This is a genomic window from Kribbella sp. NPDC050281 (genome assembly GCF_040655855.1).
Lineage (GTDB): Bacteria > Actinomycetota > Actinomycetes > Propionibacteriales > Kribbellaceae > Kribbella.
This window is the reverse complement of sequence record NZ_JBFAKS010000006.1, coordinates 15,564-39,801: the sequence shown is the minus strand read 5'-3', so window position 1 is coordinate 39,801 and position 24,238 is coordinate 15,564. Positions and strand designations below refer to the sequence as shown.

Sequence of the window (24,238 nt, the reverse complement as noted above, 5' to 3'; positions counted from 1 at the left end):
TAGATCGCCGAAGGACCAGGTGAGAGCGCTCTCATCGTTGCGTATCCCCACCCCCGGCTGTCAACAGCCCATTCCTGTCGGCTTTCCGACAGGTTGATGCAACTCGATGGTTGCTATAAAGTAGCAACCGATCAGTTGCTATTGAATGGAGCTTCCTTCATGGACACCACCTCGCCGCACCGGTTCAGCGCCCGGCAACGCGTGATCCTGCTCGTTCTGCTCGGGGCTGGCTTCATGCTGTCGGTCGACTTCTCGATCCTCAATGTGGCTCTGCCGCAGGCCGGCGCGGGTGTCGGCCTGGGCGCGGAGGGCCTGCCGTGGATCACCTCGGCGTTCGCGCTGCCCGCGGCCGGGTGCATGCTGCTGTTCGGTCGGCTGGCGGACTTCTTCGGTCGCCGCAGGCTGTTCCTGTCTGGGATGGCCCTGCTGGCGGCGGCGTCCGTTCTCGGCGGCCTGGCGAATCAGGCCGAGGTCATGCTGACGGCTCGAGCGCTGCAGGGGGTGGCGACCGCGATGGCGATGCCCGCGACGATGGCTCTGCTCACGACGACGTTCTCGGAGGCTTCCGTCAGGGCGCGGGTCCTCGGTCTGCGGGGCGCGCTGCTCTCGGCCGGTTTCGCCGTCGGCGCGTTGGTCGGGGGTGCGCTGGTCAGCCTGCTCGGTTGGCGCGCGGCGTTCTTCATCAACGTGCCGGCCGTCGTGATCGTCCTGGTGGTCGCACCGTTCGTGATCGACGAGAGCAAGGCGCCGGAGCGGCTGAAGCTGGATGTCCCTGGGGCGATGACGGTGACCGGCGGTCTGCTGGCCGTCGTCTATGCAGTGATCGAGCGGAGCCTGCCGGCGGGACTGGTCGGCGTACTGCTGCTGATCGCGTTCGGGCTGATCGAACGGCGGTCGGCCGCGCCGCTCGTCCCGATCCGGATCCTGACCCGGCCTTCGGTGGCCTGGGGCAACTATGCCGGGCTGGTGATCGGTGCGATGGAGCCGGCGATGATCGTGCTGACCACGCTGTACGTGCAGCAGGTACTGGGGTTGTCGCCGTTCCAGACCGGCTTGGTCTTCGGCATCCCGGGCGTCGCCTCGGTGGCTGCGGGCGTGGTCGCCGGTCGCGTCATCGGACGCCTCGGCTATCGGAAGGTCTTGACGGTGGGTCTGGTCGTCCAGGGGTTGGCGACGCTTCCGATCGTGTTCCTCGGGACGCAGACCTGGGTCGCGCTGGTGATTCTGATCCCGGCGTTGTTCATCGGCTTCTTCGGGCATGTGGGTGCGATCGTCGCGTTCACGGTGACCGCGACGTCCGATGTGAGCGACGAGGACCAGGGGCTGGCTACCGGGCTGAGCTCGATGACCGGCGAGGTCGCGGTCACGATGGGTACGCCGGCGTTGTTCGCGATTGCCGCCACTCAGGCGACGCTGGTGAGTGGCCACCGGTTGGCACTGAGTGCGGACGTTGCCTTCACTCTCGTCAGCGCGCTGCTGATCTGGATCGGCCTCCGCACCCGGACCTCAGCCACCACCCGGCACCCGTCTCCCGCCCGCACGGCAGCCACCCCGCACCCGTCTGCCGCGCGCACTCCTGCCACCGCCCGTCAGCTGTCTCCCGCCCGCACCGCAGCCACCCCGCACCCGTCTCCCGCCCAGGCCCCCGCCAACCGCTCAACTCAGTCGCCCTGCCCGGCGACCGCAAACCCCTGACCCAGCGGCCACGCCCGCCCGGTCCGGCCCCGGATCGGGGAGAGGCAGCCGCAACCCGGTGACTGCACGCACCGCCGGTCCGGCCTTGGATCGCGGTGGGTCAGCCGGCTTGGGTGGGTGGCCAGCGGCGGGTGGAGTCGCGATCCTCCAGGGCGAGGAACTCCGGGGCCGTCAGCGGCCGGACCGAGGCCTCGATGGACTCCATCGCCGTGAGCTCGGCCTCGGTGACGTGGAGGTCGCGGAGTTTGCGGGCGGTGATGAAGACCCGGCGTTCGAACGACCCGACCGTCCCGTTGTAGGCCTCGACTGCGGAGGTGAGGGACCGCCCGACCCGTCCGAAGTGCTCGCCCATCGTGCTGAGGCGCTCGTACAGCTCGCGGCCGAGTTCGAAGACCTGTTGCGCCGACTCGGTCAGAGCCGACTGATTCCAGGCGTACGCCGCAGCCCGCAACGTCGCGATCAGCGTGGTCGGCGTCGCCAGGATCACCCGGCGCTCAGCGGCGTACTCCAGCAAGGACGGCTCGACGTCGAGCGCCGCGGACAGGAACGACTCGCCGGGCACGAAGAGGATGACGAACTCCGGTGACGGCGACAGCCGTGTCCAGTACGCCTTCGACGCCAGTTGGTCGACATGCGTCCGCAGGTGCCGGGCATGTGCGCGCAACCGTTCCTCGCGGAACTCGGCGTCGTCCGACTCGGCCGCCTCCAGGAACCCGGCCAGCGGCACCTTCGAGTCGACGACCAGATTCTTGCCTTCGGCAAGCCGTACGACGAGGTCGGGCCGCAGTACGCCGTCCTCGCCGGCCGTCGTGGTCTGCTCGGTGAAGTCGCAGTGCGCCACCATGCCGGCCAGCTCGACGGTCCGGCGCAGATGCAGCTCACCCCAGCGCCCACGGACCTGCGGCTTGCGCAACGCGGTCGACAACGAGGCCGTCTCGCGCCGCAACGCCTCGCCACTCATCCGCACTTCGTTGACCTGCTGATGCAGCTGGCTCTGCCACGCGGCCCGGCCTTGCTCGAGCTGATTCAGCTGCACGTGCAGGCGATCCAGAGCCTCCTTCACCACAGCCTGGCCCCCCATCTGCTGCCCGACCGTGGTCCGCTCCTGCGTCAGCTCGACAACCCGATCCTCCGCCGCATCCCGCTCAGCAGTCACCCGCGCAAGCTGAGCCCCATCCCGCCCCCGCACCCAGAGCACGCCGAACACGGCCCCCAGCAGCAACCCCACCGCCAGGAACAGCAACACCAGCAACACCGTCGTACCCGTCATGTCACCGATAGTGCCCAACCCCACCGACACTTTCCGCCAACGCGCGCCGAAGTACCGAAAAGTGCCGGAAGAGTGCCGACTCGGTACCGCGGCTCACACTCCTCGGAGAGCGTCCTCGAATTCGCTCACCAGGCCCTCGCCGGGGAAGAGTTGGCGGAGCTCCTGGTCGAGCTCTGCCGCGACCATCCGCAGGTGAACCTTGCTCTGGCGGCCGTCCTTCAGACCGTTCAAGCCGAGCCCGACCGCTTCCTCGAGATCACCCGCCCGCCCGGCAACGAATCCGAGGGTGATCCGGCACTCGGCGATGCGCATCGGACTCAGCTCCGCGCCATCTGGTGCGGTGTTGTCCAGGATCACGGTCTCGGCGTACTGCGTCGCCCGCTCGTTGTCACCCGCCATGCGGTGGATGTCCATCGAGTAGTAGTCCCACTTCGACGGATCCACCTTGAAGTGGTTGTCCGGGCGGTCGGGGTAAGGCAGCTGGTGCAGCAGACCACGGCCGGACTCCAGCAGAGTTTCCAAACCGGACTCTCCGAGTCGAGCCTTGGCCTTCGCTTCCTGTGCCATCAACTGCACAGTGACGCTGGAGTTGGGCGCGGCGGCCTGGCCTTTGAGTGATGCCTGAACCGCCCGATCGAACTGGCCTTGGGTCAACGCGAACCAGGCGGTCATCTCGTGGCCCCAGCCGACGATCTCCGGGTGTCCGGCCTCGAGCCCGAGTTGGAGTGCCGCGACACGCGTCGACTCTGCTGCGGTCGCCATACCGAGGTCGTACTCCACGCAGCCTGCCAACAGTGCGAGCCAGCCGCCCGCCACCAGGAGCTCGCTGTGAGCCTTCAGGCCAACCGGTCGGCGCAGCAGGGCGCCAACGTGCAGGAGCCACTCGTGCGCCTCTCGCCGAAGCTCCACAGCGTCCCGTCGGTTGTACTGGCAGCACAACTCTTCGATGGTCGAGTGCAGCGTCTCGATCGTCGCCGCTGTCGTGTCCGACGCCTGCATCTTCTGAACGAGCTCGGCCGTCTCCCACGGTGTGTCGCGCACTTTGGCTGCGGCGTCGTGCCGGGCTGCTGCGATCAACTCACCCTTGGCCCGCAGGGCTCGATCACAAGCACCAGCGAGTTCGTCCGACGGAGCCTTCCGCCCGTTCTCGACGTTGCTCAGATACCCCCGGCTGTAGTGCGTCGCCCGAGCCAGCTCACCCAGCGACCACCCACGATGGTCGCGATACTCCCGCAGCCGGCTCCCGAACAACACCCCCCAAGTGTCACCCACCGGCTGTATCCCTGTCTCCTCATGCCCAGGGATACACGGGAGTGAGCGACTTCCGAGCGCCGGCCGGTCAGTCTGGAGCGACGGAGCCCGGGCCGGTCGGCATGTAAGTCCGTGAGATCCCCGCTTTGCCGACCGGCCCGTACCAACTGGACGGGAGCACGTGGTTGAACCACCCAGACGACTGCGAATCGTGCGCGGTACGGCAGAAGATCCAGGTGGTCTTGGCCTCGGACCGGCCGCCGTTCGAGAAGCTGCGCGCAGTCGAGTTGGCCCTGCATCCCGCTCCGCTGGCCATACCGATCGACCGCGACCCAAAGGGCTGGCCGCTGCTCGGTCCGCCGTGGGAACGACACGACGACCCGGAGATGCCGCGATGAAGCGCGACCTCTGCACGTTCGGCTGGTTCGACGGCAAGAGCGGGCACATCTGTCGGGCGGAAGGCAGGCACGACGGGCATGTCTGCGCCTACTGCCGCGCCATGCACGACCCGGACCTGCGGCTCAGTCTCGCTCGGAACGGTGGATTCGTTGCTGAGCGGGTCACTCAACGCGGAGGTCAGCAGTTCATGGCGGGGAAGGTGTAGCCCTGGGACTTGAGGATTGGGAGGACTTTGTCGAGGGCGGCGGCTGTTTGGGAGCGGTCGCCGCCGCCGTCGTGGAGGAGGATGATGTTGCGGCGGTGGGCGTGGTTGAGGATGTTGTGGACGATCGTGTTCGTGCCTGGGCGGGCCCAGTCGCGAGGGTCGACGTCCCACAGCACCTGGATCATGCCGGCCGCTTTGATGTCCGCGCGGACCTTCGGGTTCGATGCACCGAACGGCGGCCGGTAGCAAGTGGACTTCGGTCCGTCGAAGATCTCGTGCCGGCGCTTGGCGGCGGGGAGAGCGGTGAGTTGCGGATGAGTGATCGAGTGGCTGCCGATGGTGTTGCCTGCGGCAAGCACCTGCTCGCGCAGGCCGGGGTGCGCGGCCTGCATGGAGCCGAGCTCGAAGAAGGTTGCGTGGGCGCCGTGCTTCGCCAGGATCTGCAGGATCCGCGGAGTCCAGAGCGGGTCCGGCCCGTCGTCGAAGCTCAGGAACACGACCTTCTTGTTGCCTGCAGCAATCGCTGCGGTCGGGTCTGGAGCGGGCGTGTGGCGCGTGGTCGGCGGGGCGTTGACGATCGGTGTCGGTGTCGGAGTCACGGTCGGTGTGGCCGAGGTCTGTGTGGTCGCGACAGCGGGCTTGGGCGCTCGCGAATGTCCCAGCGCCAAGGCCAGCAACGATCCGACGACGACAGCCAACGCCACACCGGTCGCGACGAAAGCGGCGAACTTTCGGGACATGATGCTCCCTCACAGATCAGGCGGATTTCCCCAGTTGCTCCCCCGAAGGAGCCTCACACCGGGGAAGACGCCCTACCGTCTGCTCTGGTTGGCATCCCCATGTTGCGGTGCGATCTCAGCGGCCGTGAGATCGGCCGGTTCGACGTTCGTTGCCTCCGGCGTCGAGACGGTGGCCGGGGTACCGCGGTGGTAGAGGCGGCCTTCGAGCGACTTGACGCTGGCGACGAGGACGAAGCTCATGCTGACGAGCAGAGCCCACGCACCGAACTTGGCTGGGTGGACGAGGCGCCACACGTCGACCTGGTCGGGGTAGTTCCACGCGTCCAGGAAGGTGCCGAAATTCTCCGCGATCCAGAGGAAGAAGCCGATCAGGCCGAACGACAGCGCCAGCGGCATGCGATAGCGACGTGAGCCGACCGTGAAGAAGACCCAGGTACGACGCAGGACGACGAGGAGGGCGAGCGCGATCGGGATGCGGAGATCGACGATCCAGTGGTGGGTGAAGAAGTTCGCATAGATCAGTACGGCGAGGACGGTCGTGGGCCACGGGCGGTAGCTGCTGACCCGGAGGTCGAACCTGCGCCAGGCCTGACAGATGTAGCTGCCGACGGCGGCGTACATGAACCCTGCGAACAGCGGCACACCGGCGAACTTCGTGACCGCGTCGCCCGGGTACTGCCACGACCCGACCTGCACCTTGAACAGTTCGAGACCGAGCCCGACCAGGTGGAACGCGAAGATCACCGCGACCTCGCGCCACGTCTCCAGCCCGACCGCCCAGAACAGGAGGGTGAGACCAACGCAGTACGCGAGCAGGGCGTCGTACCGGTCGATCGGGAGGTCGACGTACTTCGAGACGGCCAGGCCGGCGAACAGACAGATCGGGAACAGGCAGGAGACGACCTCGAGCCACCCGAAGCGCAGGAATTGCAGGCATCCGGACACGAAGCGTGATCGATGGCCGCCGCGATCTCTCCAACTGGTCACAGAGTGGAGACGCCGCTTGCCCCTGGCTGGTTCGGACGGCTACATGAATCGGAAGGACAGGGGAGGTGCCGCGATGGATCCGAAGGTGGCTTACGAGACAGACCGGCTCGTGGTGCGTGACTGGGCGGACACGGATGAGGAGCGGGTGTTCGACATCTACCGGCGGTGGGAGGTGTCGCGCTGGCTCGGCGCCGAGCCGCGGGTGATGACGGACCGCGACGCGGCCGCCCGGGTGATCAAGCGCTGGAACGAGCGCAACCAGGACCCGCTGTACGGCGTCTGGGCGGTGGAGGAGCGGTCGACCGGCACGGTTGCGGGGACTGTCCTACTCGTGCCACTGCCCGATCCGTCCGACGGCACCGCGGGCAAGGGGGAGGTCGAGGTCGGCTGGCACTTCCATCCGGACGCGTGGGGGCGCGGTCTCGCGACGGAGTCGGCAGGCGGTGCGATCGCGCGCGGCTTCAAGGCGGGGCTCGATCAGATCCACGCGGTCGTTCGCCCGGACAACACGGCGTCACTGGCAGTGTGCCGCCGCCTGGGCATGCGTTCGATCGGCCGCACCAGCCGCTGGTACGCCGCTGAGCTCGAGGCCTTCCTGATCTGAATTGGGGTACGACGGGGTTCCCCGCGTACCCTTGACGCCCGTGGCACTCACCATCGGAATCGTCGGGCTCCCCAATGCGGGCAAGTCCACCCTGTTCAACGCGCTGACCAAGAACAACGTGCTCGCCGCGAACTACCCGTTCGCGACCATCGAGCCGAACGTGGGCGTGGTCGGCGTACCGGACGCGCGGCTCGGCAAGCTGGCCGAGCTGTACAACTCCGCCAAGGTGATCCCCGCCACCGTGCAGTTCGTCGACATCGCCGGCATCGTCCGTGGCGCGTCGGAGGGTGAGGGGCTGGGCAACAAGTTCCTCAGCCACATCCGCGAGTCGGACGCGATCTGCCAGGTCACCCGGGTGTTCCGCGACGACGACGTCACCCACGTCGACGGCAAGGTCTCGCCGGCCGACGACATCTCCACCATCCAGACCGAGCTGATCCTGGCCGACCTGCAGACCGTCGAGAAGGCGATCCCGCGGCTGGAGAAGGAAGCCCGGCTGAAGAAGGAGAGCGCGATCGTGCTCGAGGCGGTCCGGGCCGCCCAGAAGCACCTTGAGGCGGGTACGCCGATCATCGCGTCCGACGTGGATCGCGACGCGATCCGCGAACTGATGCTGATGACGGCCAAGCCGTACCTGTTCGTCTTCAACTGCGACGCCGACGAGCTGGCCGACGAGGCGCTGAAGCAGCAGATGCGTGACCTGGTCGCGCCGGCGGAGGCCATCTTCCTGGACGCGAAGTTCGAGGCGGAGCTGGTCGAGCTCGGCGACGAGGACGAGGCGCGGGAGATGCTCGCGGAGATGGGCATCGACGAACCGGGTCTGGATGTGCTGGCCCGGGTCGGGTTCGACACCCTCGGCCTGCAGACGTACCTCACCGCCGGTCCGAAGGAAGCCCGCGCCTGGACCATCAAGCGCGGCGCCACCGCCCCCGAGGCCGCCGGCGTCATCCACACCGACTTCCAGCGCGGCTTCATCAAGGCCGAGATCGTCTCGTACGACGACCTGATGGAAGCCGGCACCATGACCGCGGCCCGAGCCGCCGGCAAGGTGCGCATGGAAGGCAAGGACTACACCATGCAAGACGGCGACGTAGTCGAGTTCCGCTTCAACGTGTAAACGGCCCCTGCGGGGCGAGTGGGGTGGGACGGCGACGTGGTCGAGTTCCGCTTCAGCGTCTGAGTTGAACCGGGGGTTCCGGGAGCGGACGGCGACGTCGTGGAATTCCGCTTCAACGTCTGAGTAGCCGGGGCCGATTGAGGAGCGGGCGTGGGGGACGCGGTCGTTCGTGGTGAGGCTCGCGGGGTACAGCTTCATGATTGCGACTGCGCAGGACTGACTGCGGAAATGTGGTCGCGGGCGAGGCGCGGGGCGGGTTAGCGTCGCGGGATGGTTGATGCCTTGTTCGGGGTGCCTCGGTTGGTGGCTGTGTATGACGCGCTGGATGCGGGGCGGGAGGATCTCGGGCATTACGCCGCGATGGTGGGCGAGTTCGGGGTACGGCGGGTGCTGGATGTGGGCTGTGGGACGGGGGAATTGACCTGCTTGCTGGCGGGGCAGGGGGTCGAGGTGGTCGGGGTCGACCCGGCCGAGGCCTCGCTGGAAGTTGCTAAGGGCAAGAAATATGCCGAGCGGGTGCGGTGGATCCATGGGGACGCGACGACGTTGCCGCCGCTGGAGGTTGACCTCGCGGTGATGACGGGGAACGTGGCGCAGGTGTTTCTGACCGATGAGGAGTGGGCGGCGACGCTGGGCGGCGTACGCCAAGCTCTGCGGCCCGGTGGGCGGTTCGTGTTCGAGACGCGGGATCCGGCGCGGCGGGCGTGGGAGGAGTGGACCCGGGAGCACACGCACCAGGTGGTGACGGTCGAGGGCGTGGACACGGTGGAGAGCTGGTCCGATCTCCTCGCGGTCGAGCTGCCGTACGTTTCGTTCCGGGGCACCTATGTGTTCGAGTCCGACGGTGCGGTGCTCACGTCGGATTCGACCTTGTGGTTCCGGGAGCGGGACGCGATCGAGACGTCGCTGACGGCCGCCGGGTTCAGCGTCGACGAGGTCCGGGAGGCGCCGGATCGGCCGGGCAAGGAGTTCGTGTTCGTGACTACGAAGCAGTGAGCAGCGCCGTGAGTGTGTGGTGGGCGGTGCGGGACATGACCGGGTTGGTCTCGACGTAGTACCAGAGACACCCGATGGCCTGGGCGAACGACCAGCCCATGCCGCGACGCCACTCGTCGTCATCACTGCCGAGGGCAGTCCGGAACGCGGCCCGGGCCGGCGCATCCAGCAGGTTCCAGGCGGGCTGCAGGTCGATGGCGGGATCGGCGACGGTGAAGGTGCCGACGTCGATCACCCCGGTCAGACGTCCGTCGGTGGCCAGCAGGTTGCCCGGCATCAGGTCGCGGTGGGCCCAGACGTCGGGTTCGGTGCAGGCCGCGGTGCGGAGATCGGCCCACAGCCGGCCGAGCGCATCCACGTCGATCATCCCGCGAGAGCGCTGCAGCCCATCGGCGACGTACTCGTCCTGACTGCGCAGTACGCCGCCGCGCCACGTGCCGGTGAACTCACGCCCCTCGGTCGGGACGGCGCGCAGCGCGAGCACGAACCGCGCCAGATCCTCGGCGAACGGGGCCGAGCCGGCGACGTCGGCGTCGTACGCGATCGTGCCGTTGAGCCAGGTGTAGATCGCCCACGGCAGCGGGTAGCCCTCGCCGGGTTCGCCGATCGCGACCGGTTCCGGCGTCGGGTACGGCGAGATGGCGTGCAGGCGACGGGCGGCGTCGGCCTCGTCGTCGAGGTCCTTGCGCGTCGCCGCCGGGTCGCCTGGCTGGATCGGGAAGCGTGCGACCAGCCCATCGCCGATCCGGAACAACGCATTGACCGTGCCGTGCGAAGGAACCGGGCGAATCGGCAACCCACTCCACGACGGGTACTGCGATCGCACCAGCCGATCCACCAACTCGGTCGTCAGGTGGAGCTGTCCCTCATGCATCGCCACGCTCAGCAGTATCCGGAAAGCCGTCGCCGGACCGCACTCCATTTAGTGCGTGGCTAAAGGGCGGGCTTTGTCGGTCGCCAGGCGGATGGCGAAGGCGGCGAGGGCGGTACCGGTGAGGTAGCGGTGGATGCGCATCCAGGTGGGGCGGCGGGTGAGGAAGACGGCGACCGAACTGGCAGTGATGACGAAGATCGCGTTCACCCCGACGCCGACCGCAGTCTGGATCAGGCCGAGGATCATGCTCTGGGTGCCGACATGGCCGCGCGCGGGGTCGAGGAACTGCGGCAGCACGGAGATGTAGAGGATCGCGATCTTCGGGTTCAGCAGGCAGGTGAGCAGACCCATGCCGAACAGCTTCCGCGGCCGGTCGGGCTCCAACTCCTGCGTCGCGAAGACGGAGTTGCCACCGGGGCGGAACGCGTTCCAGGCGAGCCAGAGCAGGTACGCCGCGCCCGCGAGCTTCAGGGTCACGTAGATCTCCGGGACCAGGGCGAACAGGGTGGCCAGGCCGACGCTTGCCGCCAGCAAATACACCCCGAAGCCGACGCCCACCCCGGCCAGCGAGATCAGCCCGGCGCGGCGGCTCTGAGCGATCGATCGCGAGATCAGGTAGATCATGTTCGGCCCTGGCGTGATGACCAGGCCCAGCTCGACCAACGCGATCCCGAGCATCGCCTCACTACTGACCAGCACCTGCGTCCCCTTTCATCGTCTTCATTCACGAAGGTAACAGCGAGCGACGACGGTCCGCGGGGGTTTTCCTCAGAGTGAGACCGCGGGGTACCTTGCGCGGGTGGGCGACCAGACGTGCATGCGCTGCGGTGAGCAGGTGGAGTCCAGTCGCGACGACTACGAGGTGTTCGAGCGGATGCACTGGGACTGCTTCCACTACGCCTACGAACACGACCTCAACGGTGAGGTCCCCGAGTCCGAGGGCTGCGGCCAGCCTGGCTGCCCGTCCGCGGTGAGCGAAGGGTGACGTGACGCGTGCGACAGACCCGGCGGAAGGCTGTGACGGTAATCCCCTCGCGGGTGTCGTCACAGTTGGTTAGCGTGGGGTGTGTACGCCTGACGGTTTGTGAAGGAGACGGTATGAGCGACAAGTCCAGCGAGCCGGCGGACGATCTGCAGAAGAAGTTCCGGGAGGCGCTCGAGAAGAAGAACGCCCACAACAACGCGCACCCGGGGTCTGGGACGCGGCGTGAGGGCGTCGGCGAGGCCCACAACGACAAGCAGAGGCGCCAATTCCGGCGCAAGTCCGGCAGCTGATACGCCAACTGTCCATCCATCCGCCTGAGCCCCGGGTTGCCGCCCGGGGCTCGACCTTTTACCGGCCGGTGGCGGCCGGTCGAGCGGTGAGCAACCCGGCCAGCCGGCCCAGCTCGGGCTCCCAGCCCATCCGGTGGTTCGCCGCGTCCTCGTCGGTAGCGAACCCGCTGTGGATGAGCAGCATCCGGGTGCCGTCGGCGACCTCGGTCAACTCGACCTCCACCCGGGTCGGCTCGTCCTCGGTGCCGTCCCACTTCCAGCTGAACGCCAGCCGGTGCGGCGGCTCGACCTCAAGGTACGTGCCCCGGACGACATGCGGTCCCATCTCGACCACGTAGTCACCCCCGACCCGTACGTCGGCCTGCACTTTCAACTCCAGGTCAGGGTTGGGGCAGTACCACTGCGTCAGCAGTTCCGCCCGGGTCCAGGCGTCGTACACCTTCCCGATTGTTGCCGGTAGCACCCTGTCGATCCGGATGTCAGGTCCCATCCCCGCCTCCTCGCAGCAGTTCTTCCAGTCGGTCGACCGTGCTGTGCCAGTACGCCGTCAGATCGCCGAGCCACTGCTCGACTTCCGCGAACGCCTCCGGCCGGATCGTGCACACCACGGTCCGGCCGACCTTGCGCCGGGTCACCAGGCCCGCGTCGACCAGCACTCCGACGTGCTTGGTCATCGCGGGCAAGGTGATCCGGTGCGGCTCAGCGAGCTCCCCCATGGTCGCGTCGCCCCGGCTCAGCCGGCTCACGATCGCCAGCCGAGTCGGGTCCGCGAGCGCACCGAAGGTCGTCGTCAGCACGCAGATACTTCACCAACTGGTGAACTGTTTGTCAAGGGTGAGCGGTCAGGGGCGAACCTCGAAGACCAGGTTGAACGGGGTCTGCGCGACCGTGCGGAACCTGGTGAACCCGGCCGCGGTGGTGACGTCCTGGATCCGGGCCGGCCCGGCCTGGGTGCCGAGGGCCAGTCCGACCGGTTGCGAGAGGGATGCCGGAGTACAGAGCAGCGTGGAGAAGCCGTAGTACGCACGTCCCACCGGGTTCAGGTTGTCTTCGACCTTGTCACCGGCCATTGGCTCCACCAACATCCAGGTGCCGTCGGGTGCCAGCGCCTCGCGCACGTGACGGGCCGCACCGACCGGGTCGCCCATGTCGTGCAACGCGTCGAAGGTCGTGACGAGGTCGTAGCCGGACCCGCTGAATCCGGCGGCGGGAGCCACCTCGAAGGACACCCGCTCGCCGAGGCCGGCCTCGGCCGCGCGCAGCCGGGCGGTCTCGATCGACTCCTGGTGGTAGTCCGAACCGGCGAACGTCGATTGCGGGAACGCGTTCGCCATCAGGATCGTGGACGCGCCGTGCCCGCAGCCGATGTCGGCCACCGTCGCCCCGCTCTCCAGCTTCGCCACCACGCCGTCCAGCGCCGGTAGCCAACTGGTCAGCAGGTTCGCGTTGTACGACGGCCGGAAGAACCGCTCGCAGCCGACATGGACGTCCGAGGTCCGCTCGTGCCAGCCGATACCGGCGCCGCTACGGGCCGCCTCGATCATCTCCGTGGTGTGCTGCACCGTGCCCAGCGCGATCTGGAAGAAGCCCGGCAGGTACGCCGGACTCTCCGGGTCCGTCATCGCCACGGCCTGCTCTGGCGGCAGTGTGTACCGGCCGCTGTCCGGGTCGTACTCGACGAAGTCGCCGGCTGCCTGCGCGTTGAGCCACTCCCGCGCGTACCGCTCGCTGGTGCTGGTTCGCTCGGCCAGCTCGCTCGGCGTCGTCGGACCGTGGTCGGCGAGTGCCTGGTAGTAGCCGAGCCGGTCGCCCATCACGACCAGCGCCGCGTTCAGCGTCGCCCCCACCTCGTCCACCGCACGGAAGACGAACCCCATCAGCTTGTCGCCGTCGATTGCAACAGTCATTTGCTTGCGCCCCCTTTAGGTTGTACGGCGAACCTAGGTAGCGCGTCCCGGCCATCGCATCAGGTGGGGCACCTGGTGCACACTGCCAAACATGCTCATCGGGCGGGAGGCGGAGCGCCGGGTGATCGAGCAACTGGTCGCGGGGGCGCGGGTCGGCACCGCCGGAGTGCTGCTCGTCACCGGCGAACCCGGCATCGGCAAGACAACCCTCCTGGACGAAGCCGCCGCGACGGCCCGGGGACTGCGGATCCTGCGGGCCCGCGGTACCGAGGCCGAACGCGAACTCCCGTTCGGCGCCCTCCTCCAACTGCTCCGGCCAGCACTCGCCGGCCTCGATCGCATTCCCGGCCCCCAGCGTTCGGCGCTGACCTCCGCGCTGGCACTTGGGCCGGCCACCACAGCTGATCGATTCGCCGTCGGAGCGGCAACACTCAGCCTGATCTGCCGGTACGCCGAAGAGGCGCCGCTGGCACTGATCGTCGACGACGCGCATCTGCTGGACCGGCCGTCCGCGGAGGCACTGCTGTTCGCGGCGCGGCGGTTGGTCGCCGATCCGATCGTGCTGCTGATCGCCGCCCGCGCGCAGGAGCAGCATCCACTCGCCGAGGCGGATCTTCCGGTGCTCCACCTTGCCGGCGTTCCGCTCGAGGCCGCGCAGGCGATCTTGCGCGGCCTACCGAGCGAGCTGGTCGAGCAACTGCACAGCACGGTGGCGGGCAACCCGCTGGCACTGCTCGAGCTCGCCGCCGACCAGGACCACCTCCACCGCATGCCGCCGGGTGCGCCTCTCCCGGTGCCGGAGCTGATCGCAGAAGCCTTTATCACAAGGGCAAACCGGCTGAGCTCAGACGCACGTACTGCGCTGCTGGTGGCCGCCCTGGACGACAGTGAACTCGGTGCGGTCGCGAATGCGTGCCAGGAGCTCGGTGTGGACGTCGCAACGTTGCAGGAGGCCGAGACGGCTGCGCTGGTCGCCATCCGCGACGGCGAGGTCCAGTTCCGGCATCCACTGGTGCGTTCGGCGATCTATGCCAGTGCCGGGCCGGCAGAGCGTCGTACTGCGCACCGGGCGGTCGCCCGAGTCACGGCAGACGCGGACAAACGGGCCTGGCACCTGTCCGAAGCTGTGCTGGGCACCGACGACGAGGTAGCAGCCGGGTTGGATGCCGCGGCTGAGCATGCCGCCGTTCGTGGTGCGCATGCCGTCGCGGCGACGGCCTACGAGCGCGCAGCACGCCTGTCCGAGGGACTGCACGACCGGGCAGTCAGGCTCGTCGCGGCGGGAGAGGCGGCCTGGTCGGCCGGACAGGCAGACCGGGCAGACTCCTTGCTCGACGACGCGTTGGCACTCCAACCACCGTTGCAGGTCCGGATAGGGGCGCAGGAGGTCCGCGGCGACATCGCGGTCAAGTGTGGATCCCCGAGCCGGGCCCGCGACATCCTCGCCGCCGCGGCCGCCGAGTGCGAGGACCCGGCTGTGGCGACCGGACTGCTCGCCGACGCGGTCGGTGCCTGCCTCCGGATGTGCGACGCGGCGGCAGGCCTGGAGTTGGCGCACCACATCGACCGCTTGCTCCCCAGCGTCGAGCGGCCCGGTCCACGCATCATGGGCATGCTCGCCAGTGGTGTCGCCAAGGTCCTCGCTGGGCAAGGAGGAACGAGCCAGATCCGGGCTGCGGTCGCGATGGCGCCTTCGGTCGAGCTGGATCGGGACCGACGCCGGCAGGTGTGGATGGTCCTGGCCGCCCTGTTCCTCCGGGAGAGTGGCACCGGTCGTGGCCTGCTGCAGCAGGCCATGCTGGAACGGCGGGAGCAGGTCGCTCTCGGCACGCTACCCGGTCTGCTGTTCGTGCTGGCCCGTGACGATGCGACGACCGACCGTTGGACCGACGCGATGGCGGCGTACGACGAGGGGATCCGGCTGTCCCGTGAGACCGGCCAGATGACGGAGCTGGCGATGAACCTGGCCGGACTGGCCTGGCTGTCGTCGCACCAAGGTCGTGCCGAGGGCCAGGACCTCGCCACCGAGTGCCTGCGGATCTGTGCGGAGCGGGAGATCCATCTCGGCACGCTGTGGTCGCTGTTCGCGCTCGGCGACCTGGAGTTGGGCCGTGGCGCTCCGGCTCTGGCGCTGCCGCAGTACGAGCGGCTGGTCGACGTACTGGCTGCCAACGGCCTCAAGGACCCTGACCTGTCTCCGGCACCGGAGCTGGCGGAGGTCTATCGACGGCTGGGCCGGACCGAGGATGCGGAGCGCGTGGCGCAGGAGCACACCGTTCTGGCCGAGGCGAAGGGACAGCCGTGGTCGCTGGCGCGGGCGGCCAGGGCGCGCGGTGTGGTCGGAGACAACGAGCAGGACTTCAGGCAAGCGCTCGCTTGGCACGCGGAGACCCTCGATGTGTTCGAAGCGGCTCGGACGCGGCTGGCGTACGGCGCATGGCTGCGGCGTGCGAGACGGCGAGTGGATGCGCGGGCGCAGCTCAGGCTCGCTGTGGAGGCGTTCGACGCACTGGGTGCAGCGGGGTGGGCTGACCAGGCCGCGACGGAGCTGAAGGCGACCGGGGAGACCGCGCGACGCAGAGTGCCGAGCACTGCGGACGAGTTGACGCCGCAGGAGCGGCAGATCGCGTTGCTACTGGCCGACGGGCAGAGCATCAGGGAGGCGGCGGCCAGGCTGTTCCTCAGCCCCAAGACCGTCGAGTACCACCTCCGCAAGGTCTACGCGAAGCTCGGCATCCATTCCCGGACCGAGCTCGCGGAGCAGCTGAAGTCCGGTCCGTCCCGAACGTAGGCTGATGCGTGTGACGCAGCCGTTCATCGTGAGCAGTGGAATCGCCCGCCACCAAGGGTTCGCCGAACTGGCGGCCAAGGGCCCGTTGACGCATCTGACCCTCTTCACCGGCGTTCCCGTCTGGCTGGTGACCGGGTACGCCGAGACCCGGGCGCTGCTCGCGCATCCGGACGTGGTGCGATCGCCGATGGACGGTCCGCACCGCGACCAGATCACCGCCGAACTGGTGAACGCGACCGAGCAGCACATGCTGGTCGTCAACCCGCCGGACCACACCCGGTTGCGCAAGCTCGTCACCGCGGCGTTCACCCGCCGGCGGATCGAGGGCCTGGAGCCGCGGATCCGCGAGATCGCGGCCGGCCTGCTCGACGAGATGGCCGCGGCCGGTGACGGAGTGGACCTGGTCGACGCGTACAGCTACCCGCTGCCGATCACCGTGATCTGCGAGCTGATCGGCATCCCGATGCGCGATCGCGAGGAGTTCCGCCGCTGGTCGTCGGTCGCGGTGAACGCGACAGTGCACACACCGGACGAGTACATCGAGGCGGCCGGAGCCATGGTCGGCTTCATCCGCGACCTGATCGAGGAGAAGCGCGAGGCCCCGGCCGATGACCTGCTGTCGGCGCTGATCGAGGCCCGCGACGGCAGCGATCGGCTCACCGAGGACGAGCTCACCTCGATGATCTTCCTGCTCCTGGCAGCCGGCCACGAGACGACGGTGAACCTGATCACCAACGGTGTGCACGCGCTGCTGCGGCACCCGGACCAGCTCGCCCTGCTGAAGGCGGAGCCCGAGCGTCTGCCGGCCGCCGTCGAGGAGATCCTCCGGTACGACGGCCCGCTCCAGGCCGCGATCCCGTACGTCGCGCAGGCGCCGATCGAGGTCTCCGGATCACGGATCGAGGCGGGCGAGGTGATCGTGTTCGCCCTGCTGCCCGCGAACCGCGACGGCCGGAAGACGGACCGGCCGCACGAGTTGGACATCACCCGGCCGGAGAATGCCCATCTCGCGTTCGGGCACGGCATCCACCACTGCCTCGGTGCACCGCTGGCGCGGCTGGAGGGCAGGATCGCGCTGGGAATGCTGTTCGACCGCTTCCCGGACCTGCGCCTGGCCGCACCGCAACAGGATCCGGACCGCGCCGCCAGCCTGCTGATGAACGGCATTCGCGAACTGCCCGTACTGCTCTGACCACACCCGGGCGCCGACGCTGAACATCGGATGAACCACGCCTGAATCACACGCTTGGGAATGTGGTGGGTTTGGCCGGAGATGGCATCCTTACCCGGGTGACAGAGTTGATGGAGGTCGTGCGGCACCTGCTCGGCGTTGCAATGGCCTCACATTGGCTTCTGCTGATCTTGTTCGTGGCCGCCGCGGTCGACGCGGTTTTCCCGGTGGTTCCCAGCGAGGGCCTCGTGGTGACGGCCGGTATGGCCGCCGCGGCAGGGCATCAGAACCTGCTGCTCGTGATCGTGCTGGCGATGCTCGGATCGGTCATCGGCGAGTCCGCCTGCTACTTCATGGGCCGCGGATCCGGGCCGATGCTGCACCGCTGGATGAAGCGCCAGGCCCGCAGACAGGCGCTGTACGAGAAAGTCTCGGCCGCGCTGCACTCGCGCGGCGGACTGATCCTGATGACGGTGCGCTACATCCCCGGAGCGCGGATGGTCGCGACCCTCACCGCGGGCGCGACCCGGTACTCGTTCCGCAAGTTCATCTTCTTCACCATCGCCGGCGTGACGGTCGCCTACACGTACGTCGCTCTCCTCGGCTACCTCGGTGGCGACGCGTTCGCGCACGACTCGCTGAAGGCGCTCGCGTTCAGCCTCAGCCTGGCGTTCGTGATCGGCCTGGTGATCGAGACTTCGCGCCGGATCGCGGTCAGGCGCCGCGCTGCCAAGGTCACAGCCGGCTAACGATCCGCCCTCGGGTTTCCGCGCCAGCGCGTGTCCCGGGCCAACCATCCCGCCCCCACGTGCGTCAGTAGGGGGGTGGTGAGGCCTGGGGCGAACCTCCTCGGCGCCGCAGCGGTCGTGGCGGCGTTGCTCGCCGGATGTGCGGATGTCCCACTCGAGGGCGCGCCGTCGCCGAGCGACCCCACCCAGAGCCCCAGTGCGCCGACGAAGACACCGTCGGCCACCCCGAAGCCCCAGCCGAAGCCCACGAAGACGACCGGGCGCAATCTCGCGGACGCGGCCCCGGTGACCAGGTTGTTCCCGGCCCGGCTCCGTGACGGCAAGCCGCCGCTGTTCGTCGTGGTGTCGTTCGACGGCGCCGGCGATCTCGCGCTCTGGTCGCACTGGCGGGCGGTGGCCAAGCAAGTCAACGCCCGGATGACGTTCTTCCTGTCCGGCCCGTACCTCTACCCGGGATCACGTCGCACCGACTACAAGCCGCCGTACCGCAAGCCCGGCGCTTCCGACGTCGGCTGGGGTGATACGGCCGCTGTGCTCGGCCGGACGACGGTACTGCGGCAGGCGATCGCCGAGGGGCACGAGATCGGGACGCACGGGAACGGTCACTTCTGCGGCGCGACCGGGGTCGGTCGCTGGACGACGGCCCAGTGGACCGCCGAGCTGAGCGCGTTCGACCGGATGGTGCGGACCGGACCGTCGCTGGCCGCCGGTAGGCCCGTCGTACCGCCGTTCGACCCGGCGACAGTCAAGGGGATGCGGACACCGTGTCTCGAGGGCAACCGGCCGGCGTACCGGCTCGCGATGGCACAGCGCGGCATGCTGTACGACGCCTCCGCGCCCGGGTACATCGCCTGGCCGAAGAAGGTGGACGGCGTCTGGGACTTCCCGCTGGAGTCGGTCACGCTGGCCGGGACCAGCAAGAAGACGCTGACGATGGACTACAACCTCTGGTACAGCCAGACCGGTGCGAAGAAGGCGCCCATCGCCTAGGCGCCCGCCTACAGGACACAGGTGCTCGCCACCTACCGGCAGGCGCTGGCGGAGTCACGTGCGAACGGCAACCCGCCGCTGTTCCTCGGCAACCACTTCAACCGGTGGAACAACAGCGTCTACTCCGATGCGCTGACCACCTTCGTCCAGGAGACCTGCAAGCAGCCCGACGTCCGCTGCGTCAGCAACCGCGAACTGGTCGGCTGGCTGACCAGGTACGGCGTACCGAAGGCCTCCTGAGGCGGCTCAGAGACGCAGATAGCCGAAGGCGCTCTGCCAGGTGCCACCGGCCTTGATCCGGCTGACCACCAGCCGCTGCAGCGAGGTGTCCTGCGGTAGCTCGTCCAGGGTGTCGGTGCCGTGGTGGCGGAAGGTGAAGAAGATCGCGCTGTCCTGGGCCTCGGTCGGTTTGCCGTACGGCGTGAACCGGCGGCCGAACCGGACCATGTTCGAGTCCGGCGCCAGGTTGTCCAGCAGGTACGGATCGATCAGCCACGACCACAGGATCGCCGTCTTCACCGGGTACTGCGGGAAGTACCGCGGGAAGAACTCACGCGCCTGCGCGAAGCTGTCGTCGACCGCCTCCGGTGTCAGCGGACCCCACTCCGGGATGTGCACGTTGAGCACCCACTCACCGGGCTCGGTGCCCGGGACCGGGTTGTCCGCCGGGACCTGGTACAGCTGGAACTGCAGCCGCCCGAGCGCGTAGATCTGCCCGGCCCAGTGGATCCGCAGCCACCAGTGCGTCTCCATGCCGTAGCTGCCGAAGGTCCGCCGATGGACCTTGAGCTGTTGACCGAGATCCGAGAGGGTCGCCCAGCTGATCTCGTCGCTGATCCCCAGCTCGGAGTGGAAGCGCCGGATGTCGGGCACGGTCTGCAGCAACGCCTGGACCGAGTTCCGCGGATCCTCGGGCATCTGCAGCTCCGGCTCGTCCTCGAACTTGCCGATCGCGGTGCGCAGTTGCCGGGCCAATGTGTCGACCGCCTCGCGGTCCGGAACGAACGCTTCGGTGGCCTCGCGGTCCTCGTCGCTGAATCCGAGCAGGCGGTACTCGTCGACTGTCGTCACTCGGCAACCGTATCCGATTCCGATGGAGCCAGAGACTTACGATCTAACCCGTGGTCACCTATCAGCGGTTCGCACCGCCGGACGACCTGCGCGATCTGGTCGAGCATGTCTGGCTGGTCGAGTCACCGCCGCCGGCCTCGCTGCGGCGGGACATCCTGATCCCGAACGGCCGTCCCGGCCTCGCGATCGCCCTCGCCGAACCAGGCACCCGGCACGACCCGCTCACGCTCACCGAGTGGCCCAACACCGCATCGTTGTTCGGGATCATGACCCGCCCGCAGGTGATCGGCCAGACCGGTATGTCGAGCTATGCCGGGGTGGAGTTCAAGCCGTGGGGGATGGCTGCGCTCGGCCGTGACGACCGGCTCGTGGACGGCGTACTGCAGGTCTCCGACTGGGTCGGCGACAGTACGACGGCTGCATTGGTCGAGGAGCTGCGGGGAGAGCCGTTCGGCCCGTCCCGCGCGGACCGGCTGGCTGCTTTTCTGAGGCCCCGGTTGACCGAGGTGCCTTCGCTGCCACTGGTTGAGCAGGCGGTCGGCGTGATCGACGAGGCTCATGGCCGGACGACAGTCGCCGACGTCGCCGCTGCCACTGGTACGTCGTACAGCACGCTTTATCGGGTGTTCACGCGCAGCCTCGGGATCGGGCCGAAGCAGTACGCCGAGATCATCCGGTACTACCACTTCGCCGGCGGATTGATCGGGGGAGACGCGGCCGCGACGCTCTCGGCGCTGCACGGGTATTACGACCAGGCGCACGCGGCTCGCGACTTCAAGCGGTACACGGGCGTCAGCGCGAGCGCGTTCCGCGCGGTGCAGAACGGGATCGCCGCGCTGATGCATGGAAGATCCGTCCAAGACGGCGCCCGGCCCGGCGGGTGAGGATCGGATCCGAACCGACCGGAAAGGATCCACCATGGGACGCATCGTCCACGTCGAACTCGTCGCCACCGACCACGACCGGGCCGCCGAGTTCTACACCAAGGTGTTCGGCTGGCAGGTGACGCCGGCGCCGGTGCCCGAGGGCTATCTGCTCGCGCAGACCGGCGCGGGGGAGGGGATCGACGGCGCGATCATGAGCAGCCGCTACCAGCAGCAGCCCACGATCGCGTGGATCGAGGTCGACGACCTCGAGGCGACGCTGGACGCCGCCCGCGGTGCGGGCGGCAGCCCGGAAGGCGAGATCCAGGAACTGCCCGGGGTCGGCCGGCTCTGCTACCTCCGCGACACCGAGGGAGTCCTGGTCGGACTGCGTCAGCGTTCTTCCGCCAGCCCCAGATAGAGGATGTTCGGGTCGGACGGGTTGAAGGCCACCGACGGGATGCCGTCGTTGCGGTTGTGCTGTTTGGACAGCTCGCCGGTGGACGGGCGGAAGCGGTACAGGTCGGCGCCGAAGCCGGCGAACGACGTGCCGTAGCTGAAGTAGAGCAGATCCGGGTCGGCCGGGCTGCCCCACATCCGGTTGCCGTTGATCAGCGTGGCCCGACTCTGGTCCAGCACCTCGCGGAACTTCAGCCCACCGTCCGACGACTCCCAGATGAACCGCGTTGCGCGGTCCCGGTCGTACCCCTCGACCCAGACCTTCGACGGGTCGGCCGGCGACATCGCCAGGCTGAACGCGTTCACCCGCTCCACCGGCCGCGACCGGGTCCAGCCGCGGCCGCCGTCGAACGTGACGTAGACGCCGTCCGACATCACGCCGACGACGACGTGGTCAGGGTTCCGCGGATCGATCACCGCGTCGTACGCGAAGAGATTCCGCGCCGGCAGTACGCCGGTCCGCGCCCAGGTGACGCCGTCGTCGTACGAGTCGTAGAGCTGGCCGTCGCCCGCGACGACGCGCAGTCGGCCGGGTTCGGAGGACAACGCGGCCAGTCCGTCGCCGTTCACCGGTCCCTGGACCGTGGTGACCGTGCCGCCTTTCACCCGATGGATCGGCTGGTCGTTCACGCTGTAGATGTACGCCGTGTCGCCCGATCCCGGCTGGACGTCGTACGTACTGAGATCGTCGGGCGTCTTGTCGAGTAGTTGCCAGCTGCAACCAGCGTCGCTGGACCGCTGGATGAGGTGCTGGCCGATGGTGATCAGGGTGTTCGGTTCCTGCAGCGCGGCGACCTTCGCGTACGTGACCGGGCGCAGTTTGCCCGTCGTCGGCGCGAGCACCTCGCCGTCGGACTCGGTGATCGTCACCGACCCGTCGCCGTACACGGTGTCGCAGTGTGGGCGGTTCCAGGACCACCCCGGCGTGGTGAAGGAGGCGTCGGCGGGCAGGGCCGATCCGAGGGAGGTCAGGAGGAGGGCGGCGGTTCCGAGGGCGAGGCGGCGTGAGGTCATGCCCTCATGTGTAGGTGCCTGCTGCGGTGCTGAGCCAGGGTTCCCGCTGACCGAGAACCGCCATGACGTAAAGCGGTCAGCCCGCCGCGGTGTCGATGTGCCGGGCCAGCACCAGGTCGTCCTCGGTGATGCCGCCGGCCTCGTGGCTGCTGACCCGGAAGGTGACCGTGGTGTAGCGGATGTCGATGTCCGGGTGGTGGTTCATCGACTCGGCCAGCTGCGCGACCGTCGCGACCAGCCGGATGCCGTCCAGGAACGCTTCCTTCGTCACGCTGCGGACCAGTTCGCCGTCCACGACCTTCCACTGCGGCAGGTGGTCGCGGATCGCAAGGTCGATCTGGTCATCGGTCAGCAGCTCAGCCATGCCGTCACTCTAGTCCTCTCGGCACGCTCCGCCGTACTAGGTACGGACGCGGGTGGCGGTGCCGAAGGCGAGGAGGGCGAGGACCGCGCCGGCGGTGATGATCGCGCCGAAGACCCAGGGTTGCGGATCGGAGGAGTTCAGAGCGAGCAGGGTGCCGCTGACGGCCAGGCCGGCCGCGATGCTCATCGTGCTCGCCATCTGGGCGGCGCTGCTGTTGCGACCCGAGTTGTTCTGATCCGACAGGTCCAGCGTGAGCACCGACAGGCTCGACGTACTCAGGCCCATCCCGATCCCGGCCGCCGTCCAGCCGATGAGGCCGATCCAGGTTGTCGCGTCGGTCCAGGCCAGCAGGGACGTGATCCCCAGCCCGACCGTCATGAACGCGAGGCCGGCCCGCAGTACGTTCACCCGCTGGATGCCATGCTCCCGACCCTGCAGCCACGACCCGAACGCCCAGCTCACCCCGGTGATCGACAGCGTCACGCCGGCCTTCGACGGGCTGAAGTCGTGGAGCAGCGTGAGCAGCAGCGGCAGGTACGCGCTCACTACGGTGAACCCCGCCCCGCCGAGAGCGCGGACCGCTACCACCGCCGGGAAGCCGCGCCGTGCGACGAACGTCCCCTTCGGCATCACCCGTACGGCGGCCAGCCCGAGCACCGCCAACGCGACCAGGATCGCGACGCCGCAGATCACCGGATGCGCCTCCAAGTGGTCACCGGCCAGAGTCATCGAGAACAGCGCGACGGATGCGGCGAGTGCCCACGGAAGTGCGGCTCGCCAGGCTTCGAGTTCAGCCACGTCCTCCGCACTGCGCTCCGGCGCCGGGGTCTTGAGCGACAGGCGCATGGCCGGACCCAGCAGCATCCAGCTCGGCACCAGCAGTACGACGGCACCCAGGAAGACCCATCGCCATCCGAACTGCTCGGTCACCAGACCGGTCAGCACCGGACCGAGCACCGACGGCAGGATCCACATCGCCGCGAACAACGAGAACATCCGCGGCCGCAGTACGGCGGGCAGCGCGCGGGCGACCAGCACCATCAGCGAGACGTCCAGCAGTCCCTCGGCCAGGCCACTGAGGAGCCGGCCGGCGACGACCATCGGCATCCCCGTCGCGGTGCCGACGAGCAACTGCGCGACCGCGAAAGCGACCGCGCCCGCCCGCAGTGTCGGGATCGGGCCGCGCCGATCTGACCACAGCCCGGCGAGCGCGAGCGAGATCAGATAGCTCGCATTCGGGGCTGCGTTCGCCAGCCCGAAGCTGCCGAGGGCGTCGAACTCCCGGACCATCGTGGGCAACGCCGTACCGACCGCGCGGTTCTCGAACGCGCCGAGGGTGACGAGTCCGACCACGCCCAGCACGAGCGGCAGGTGGCGGCCGCTGAAGAGGCGCTCACGGGTCATGGGGTCGCTGCCGGTGGAGGCGGTCGCAGTCATGACCGCAAT

General features: G+C 68.5%; 28 protein-coding genes. 15 read left to right on the top strand and 13 right to left on the bottom strand.

Annotation, left to right across the window (positions count from 1 at the left end; all coding sequences use genetic code 11):
- Positions 1 to 159: 159 nt before the first annotated feature.
- Positions 160 to 1,695 carry an MFS transporter gene (locus AB0I34_RS08500; protein ID WP_360441603.1) on the top strand — a complete coding sequence of 512 codons (1,536 nt, stop codon included), beginning with the start codon at positions 160 to 162 and terminating at the stop codon, positions 1,693 to 1,695.
- Between the two features lie 100 nt (positions 1,696 to 1,795).
- On the opposite strand, the gene AB0I34_RS08495 is transcribed toward AB0I34_RS08500, so the two are convergent.
- Together AB0I34_RS08495 and AB0I34_RS08490 are read right to left on the bottom strand one after the other, a co-directional pair.
- Entirely contained in the window at positions 1,796 to 2,965 is a 1,170-nt protein-coding gene (locus AB0I34_RS08495) for a DNA recombination protein RmuC (RefSeq protein WP_360441600.1), read from the bottom strand.
- A gap of 93 nt (positions 2,966 to 3,058) precedes the next feature.
- Positions 3,059 to 4,237 (bottom strand): helix-turn-helix transcriptional regulator, encoded by a 1,179-nt coding sequence (locus AB0I34_RS08490; RefSeq protein ID WP_360441597.1) that lies wholly within the window; start codon positions 4,235 to 4,237, stop codon positions 3,059 to 3,061.
- A 164-nt stretch (positions 4,238 to 4,401) separates the two neighbouring features.
- Here AB0I34_RS08490 and AB0I34_RS08485 point away from each other — a divergent pair, with 164 nt between their 5' ends.
- Both AB0I34_RS08485 and AB0I34_RS08480 read left to right on the top strand, forming a co-directional pair.
- Positions 4,402 to 4,614, top strand: coding sequence for a hypothetical protein (locus AB0I34_RS08485; RefSeq protein ID WP_360441594.1), 213 nt, complete (start codon positions 4,402 to 4,404; stop codon positions 4,612 to 4,614).
- Positions 4,611 to 4,820, top strand: coding sequence for a hypothetical protein (locus AB0I34_RS08480; RefSeq protein WP_360441591.1), 210 nt, complete (start codon positions 4,611 to 4,613; stop codon positions 4,818 to 4,820). The genes AB0I34_RS08485 and AB0I34_RS08480 overlap by 4 nt, the downstream gene beginning before the upstream one ends.
- On the opposite strand, the gene AB0I34_RS08475 is transcribed toward AB0I34_RS08480, so the two are convergent.
- Both AB0I34_RS08475 and AB0I34_RS08470 read right to left on the bottom strand, forming a co-directional pair.
- Positions 4,793 to 5,560 (bottom strand): polysaccharide deacetylase family protein, encoded by a 768-nt coding sequence (locus tag AB0I34_RS08475; RefSeq protein ID WP_360441588.1) that lies wholly within the window; start codon positions 5,558 to 5,560, stop codon positions 4,793 to 4,795. The two genes, AB0I34_RS08480 and AB0I34_RS08475, sit on opposite strands and share 28 nt — an antisense overlap.
- Positions 5,561 to 5,632: 72 nt before the next feature.
- Positions 5,633 to 6,547, bottom strand: coding sequence for a DUF817 domain-containing protein (locus tag AB0I34_RS08470; RefSeq protein ID WP_360441585.1), 915 nt, complete (start codon positions 6,545 to 6,547; stop codon positions 5,633 to 5,635).
- 73 nt (positions 6,548 to 6,620) lie between these two features.
- On the opposite strand from AB0I34_RS08470, the gene AB0I34_RS08465 reads away from it, so the two are divergent.
- From AB0I34_RS08465 to AB0I34_RS08455, 3 genes are all read left to right on the top strand, one after another.
- Complete coding sequence (locus AB0I34_RS08465) at positions 6,621 to 7,151, top strand: GNAT family N-acetyltransferase (RefSeq protein ID WP_360441582.1); 531 nt, start codon at positions 6,621 to 6,623, stop codon at positions 7,149 to 7,151.
- A 40-nt stretch (positions 7,152 to 7,191) separates the two neighbouring features.
- Complete coding sequence (gene ychF / locus AB0I34_RS08460; RefSeq protein ID WP_360441579.1) at positions 7,192 to 8,268, top strand: redox-regulated ATPase YchF; 1,077 nt, start codon at positions 7,192 to 7,194, stop codon at positions 8,266 to 8,268.
- 270 nt (positions 8,269 to 8,538) lie between these two features.
- A complete protein-coding gene (locus AB0I34_RS08455) occupies positions 8,539 to 9,264 on the top strand; it encodes a class I SAM-dependent methyltransferase (protein WP_360441576.1) in 726 nt (241 codons plus the stop codon).
- On the opposite strand, the gene AB0I34_RS08450 is transcribed toward AB0I34_RS08455, so the two are convergent.
- The gene (locus tag AB0I34_RS08450) at positions 9,251 to 10,138 is read right to left on the bottom strand and encodes an aminoglycoside phosphotransferase family protein (RefSeq protein WP_360442205.1); all 888 of its coding nucleotides are present in this window, start codon (positions 10,136 to 10,138) and stop codon (positions 9,251 to 9,253) included. The genes AB0I34_RS08455 and AB0I34_RS08450 overlap by 14 nt on opposite strands.
- A 48-nt stretch (positions 10,139 to 10,186) precedes the next feature.
- Complete coding sequence (locus AB0I34_RS08445) at positions 10,187 to 10,837, bottom strand: LysE family translocator (RefSeq protein WP_360441573.1); 651 nt, start codon at positions 10,835 to 10,837, stop codon at positions 10,187 to 10,189.
- 100 nt (positions 10,838 to 10,937) lie between these two features.
- On the opposite strand from AB0I34_RS08445, the gene AB0I34_RS08440 reads away from it, so the two are divergent.
- Both AB0I34_RS08440 and AB0I34_RS08435 read left to right on the top strand, forming a co-directional pair.
- The gene (locus tag AB0I34_RS08440; RefSeq protein ID WP_360441570.1) at positions 10,938 to 11,123 is read left to right on the top strand and encodes a hypothetical protein; all 186 of its coding nucleotides are present in this window, start codon (positions 10,938 to 10,940) and stop codon (positions 11,121 to 11,123) included.
- 113 nt (positions 11,124 to 11,236) lie between these two features.
- A complete protein-coding gene (locus tag AB0I34_RS08435) occupies positions 11,237 to 11,413 on the top strand; it encodes a DUF5302 domain-containing protein (protein WP_360441567.1) in 177 nt (58 codons plus the stop codon).
- Positions 11,414 to 11,471: 58 nt separating this feature from the next.
- Here the strand turns inward: AB0I34_RS08435 and AB0I34_RS08430 are convergent, their stop codons facing one another.
- The 3 genes from AB0I34_RS08430 to AB0I34_RS08420 are packed head-to-tail and all read right to left on the bottom strand — an operon-like array spanning position 11,472 to position 13,320.
- A complete protein-coding gene (locus AB0I34_RS08430; protein WP_360441564.1) occupies positions 11,472 to 11,903 on the bottom strand; it encodes an SRPBCC domain-containing protein in 432 nt (143 codons plus the stop codon).
- Positions 11,893 to 12,210: a metalloregulator ArsR/SmtB family transcription factor gene (locus tag AB0I34_RS08425; RefSeq protein WP_360441561.1), complete on the bottom strand. Its 318-nt coding sequence runs from the start codon at positions 12,208 to 12,210 to the stop codon at positions 11,893 to 11,895. Before AB0I34_RS08425 ends, AB0I34_RS08430 begins: the two co-directional genes overlap by 11 nt.
- 45 nt (positions 12,211 to 12,255) lie before the next feature.
- Positions 12,256 to 13,320 carry a class I SAM-dependent methyltransferase gene (locus tag AB0I34_RS08420; protein ID WP_360441558.1) on the bottom strand — a complete coding sequence of 355 codons (1,065 nt, stop codon included), beginning with the start codon at positions 13,318 to 13,320 and terminating at the stop codon, positions 12,256 to 12,258.
- A 91-nt stretch (positions 13,321 to 13,411) separates the two neighbouring features.
- Here AB0I34_RS08420 and AB0I34_RS08415 point away from each other — a divergent pair, with 91 nt between their 5' ends.
- The 5 genes from AB0I34_RS08415 (at position 13,412) to AB0I34_RS08395 (ending at position 19,261) form a co-directional block, all read left to right on the top strand.
- On the top strand, positions 13,412 to 16,111 hold the full coding sequence (locus AB0I34_RS08415) for an AAA family ATPase (RefSeq protein ID WP_360441555.1): 2,700 nt from the start codon (positions 13,412 to 13,414) through the stop codon (positions 16,109 to 16,111).
- 4 nt (positions 16,112 to 16,115) lie between these two features.
- Positions 16,116 to 17,303, top strand: coding sequence for a cytochrome P450 (locus tag AB0I34_RS08410; RefSeq protein ID WP_360441552.1), 1,188 nt, complete (start codon positions 16,116 to 16,118; stop codon positions 17,301 to 17,303).
- Between the two features lie 98 nt (positions 17,304 to 17,401).
- Positions 17,402 to 18,031 carry a DedA family protein gene (locus tag AB0I34_RS08405; RefSeq protein ID WP_360441549.1) on the top strand — a complete coding sequence of 210 codons (630 nt, stop codon included), beginning with the start codon at positions 17,402 to 17,404 and terminating at the stop codon, positions 18,029 to 18,031.
- A gap of 75 nt (positions 18,032 to 18,106) precedes the next feature.
- On the top strand, positions 18,107 to 19,021 hold the full coding sequence (locus AB0I34_RS08400) for a hypothetical protein (RefSeq protein ID WP_360441546.1): 915 nt from the start codon (positions 18,107 to 18,109) through the stop codon (positions 19,019 to 19,021).
- Between the two features lie 21 nt (positions 19,022 to 19,042).
- Positions 19,043 to 19,261, top strand: a complete 219-nt coding sequence (locus tag AB0I34_RS08395) for a hypothetical protein (protein WP_360441543.1) — start codon at positions 19,043 to 19,045, stop codon at positions 19,259 to 19,261.
- 6 nt (positions 19,262 to 19,267) lie between these two features.
- On the opposite strand, the gene AB0I34_RS08390 is transcribed toward AB0I34_RS08395, so the two are convergent.
- Positions 19,268 to 20,092: an acyltransferase domain-containing protein gene (locus AB0I34_RS08390; protein WP_360441540.1), complete on the bottom strand. Its 825-nt coding sequence runs from the start codon at positions 20,090 to 20,092 to the stop codon at positions 19,268 to 19,270.
- A gap of 50 nt (positions 20,093 to 20,142) precedes the next feature.
- Between AB0I34_RS08390 and AB0I34_RS08385 the strand changes: the two genes are divergently transcribed.
- On the top strand, positions 20,143 to 20,976 hold the full coding sequence (locus AB0I34_RS08385) for an AraC family transcriptional regulator (RefSeq protein WP_360441537.1): 834 nt from the start codon (positions 20,143 to 20,145) through the stop codon (positions 20,974 to 20,976).
- A gap of 34 nt (positions 20,977 to 21,010) precedes the next feature.
- Positions 21,011 to 21,376 carry a VOC family protein gene (locus AB0I34_RS08380; RefSeq protein ID WP_360441534.1) on the top strand — a complete coding sequence of 122 codons (366 nt, stop codon included), beginning with the start codon at positions 21,011 to 21,013 and terminating at the stop codon, positions 21,374 to 21,376.
- Here AB0I34_RS08380 and AB0I34_RS08375 read toward each other — a convergent pair.
- The 3 genes from AB0I34_RS08375 to AB0I34_RS08365 form a co-directional block, all read right to left on the bottom strand.
- Positions 21,349 to 22,428, bottom strand: coding sequence for a hypothetical protein (locus tag AB0I34_RS08375; RefSeq protein WP_360441531.1), 1,080 nt, complete (start codon positions 22,426 to 22,428; stop codon positions 21,349 to 21,351). The two genes, AB0I34_RS08380 and AB0I34_RS08375, sit on opposite strands and share 28 nt — an antisense overlap.
- 76 nt (positions 22,429 to 22,504) lie before the next feature.
- Positions 22,505 to 22,792, bottom strand: a complete 288-nt coding sequence (locus AB0I34_RS08370) for a 4a-hydroxytetrahydrobiopterin dehydratase (protein ID WP_360441528.1) — start codon at positions 22,790 to 22,792, stop codon at positions 22,505 to 22,507.
- A gap of 36 nt (positions 22,793 to 22,828) precedes the next feature.
- Positions 22,829 to 24,229, bottom strand: coding sequence for an MFS transporter (locus AB0I34_RS08365; RefSeq protein ID WP_360441525.1), 1,401 nt, complete (start codon positions 24,227 to 24,229; stop codon positions 22,829 to 22,831).
- Between the last annotated feature and the right edge of the window lie 9 nt (positions 24,230 to 24,238).

Bases quoted from the DNA above. Each gene is read 5' to 3' on its own strand.
- AB0I34_RS08380 (WP_360441534.1), top strand. From the start codon at position 21,011: ATGGGACGCATCGTCCACGTCGAACTCGTCGCCACCGACCACGACCGG.
- AB0I34_RS08430 (WP_360441564.1), bottom strand. From the start codon at position 11,903: ATGGGACCTGACATCCGGATCGACAGGGTGCTACCGGCAACAATCGGG.
- AB0I34_RS08495 (WP_360441600.1), bottom strand. From the start codon at position 2,965: ATGACGGGTACGACGGTGTTGCTGGTGTTGCTGTTCCTGGCGGTGGGG.
- AB0I34_RS08480 (WP_360441591.1), top strand. From the start codon at position 4,611: ATGAAGCGCGACCTCTGCACGTTCGGCTGGTTCGACGGCAAGAGCGGG.
- AB0I34_RS08365 (WP_360441525.1), bottom strand. From the start codon at position 24,229: ATGACTGCGACCGCCTCCACCGGCAGCGACCCCATGACCCGTGAGCGC.
- AB0I34_RS08465 (WP_360441582.1), top strand. From the start codon at position 6,621: ATGGATCCGAAGGTGGCTTACGAGACAGACCGGCTCGTGGTGCGTGAC.
- AB0I34_RS08375 (WP_360441531.1), bottom strand. From the start codon at position 22,428: ATGACCTCACGCCGCCTCGCCCTCGGAACCGCCGCCCTCCTCCTGACC.
- AB0I34_RS08415 (WP_360441555.1), top strand. From the start codon at position 13,412: ATGCTCATCGGGCGGGAGGCGGAGCGCCGGGTGATCGAGCAACTGGTC.
- AB0I34_RS08420 (WP_360441558.1), bottom strand. From the start codon at position 13,320: ATGACTGTTGCAATCGACGGCGACAAGCTGATGGGGTTCGTCTTCCGT.
- AB0I34_RS08455 (WP_360441576.1), top strand. From the start codon at position 8,539: ATGGTTGATGCCTTGTTCGGGGTGCCTCGGTTGGTGGCTGTGTATGAC.
- AB0I34_RS08475 (WP_360441588.1), bottom strand. From the start codon at position 5,560: ATGTCCCGAAAGTTCGCCGCTTTCGTCGCGACCGGTGTGGCGTTGGCT.
- AB0I34_RS08370 (WP_360441528.1), bottom strand. From the start codon at position 22,792: ATGGCTGAGCTGCTGACCGATGACCAGATCGACCTTGCGATCCGCGAC.
- AB0I34_RS08450 (WP_360442205.1), bottom strand. From the start codon at position 10,138: ATGCATGAGGGACAGCTCCACCTGACGACCGAGTTGGTGGATCGGCTG.
- AB0I34_RS08500 (WP_360441603.1), top strand. From the start codon at position 160: ATGGACACCACCTCGCCGCACCGGTTCAGCGCCCGGCAACGCGTGATC.
- AB0I34_RS08435 (WP_360441567.1), top strand. From the start codon at position 11,237: ATGAGCGACAAGTCCAGCGAGCCGGCGGACGATCTGCAGAAGAAGTTC.
- AB0I34_RS08410 (WP_360441552.1), top strand. From the start codon at position 16,116: ATGCGTGTGACGCAGCCGTTCATCGTGAGCAGTGGAATCGCCCGCCAC.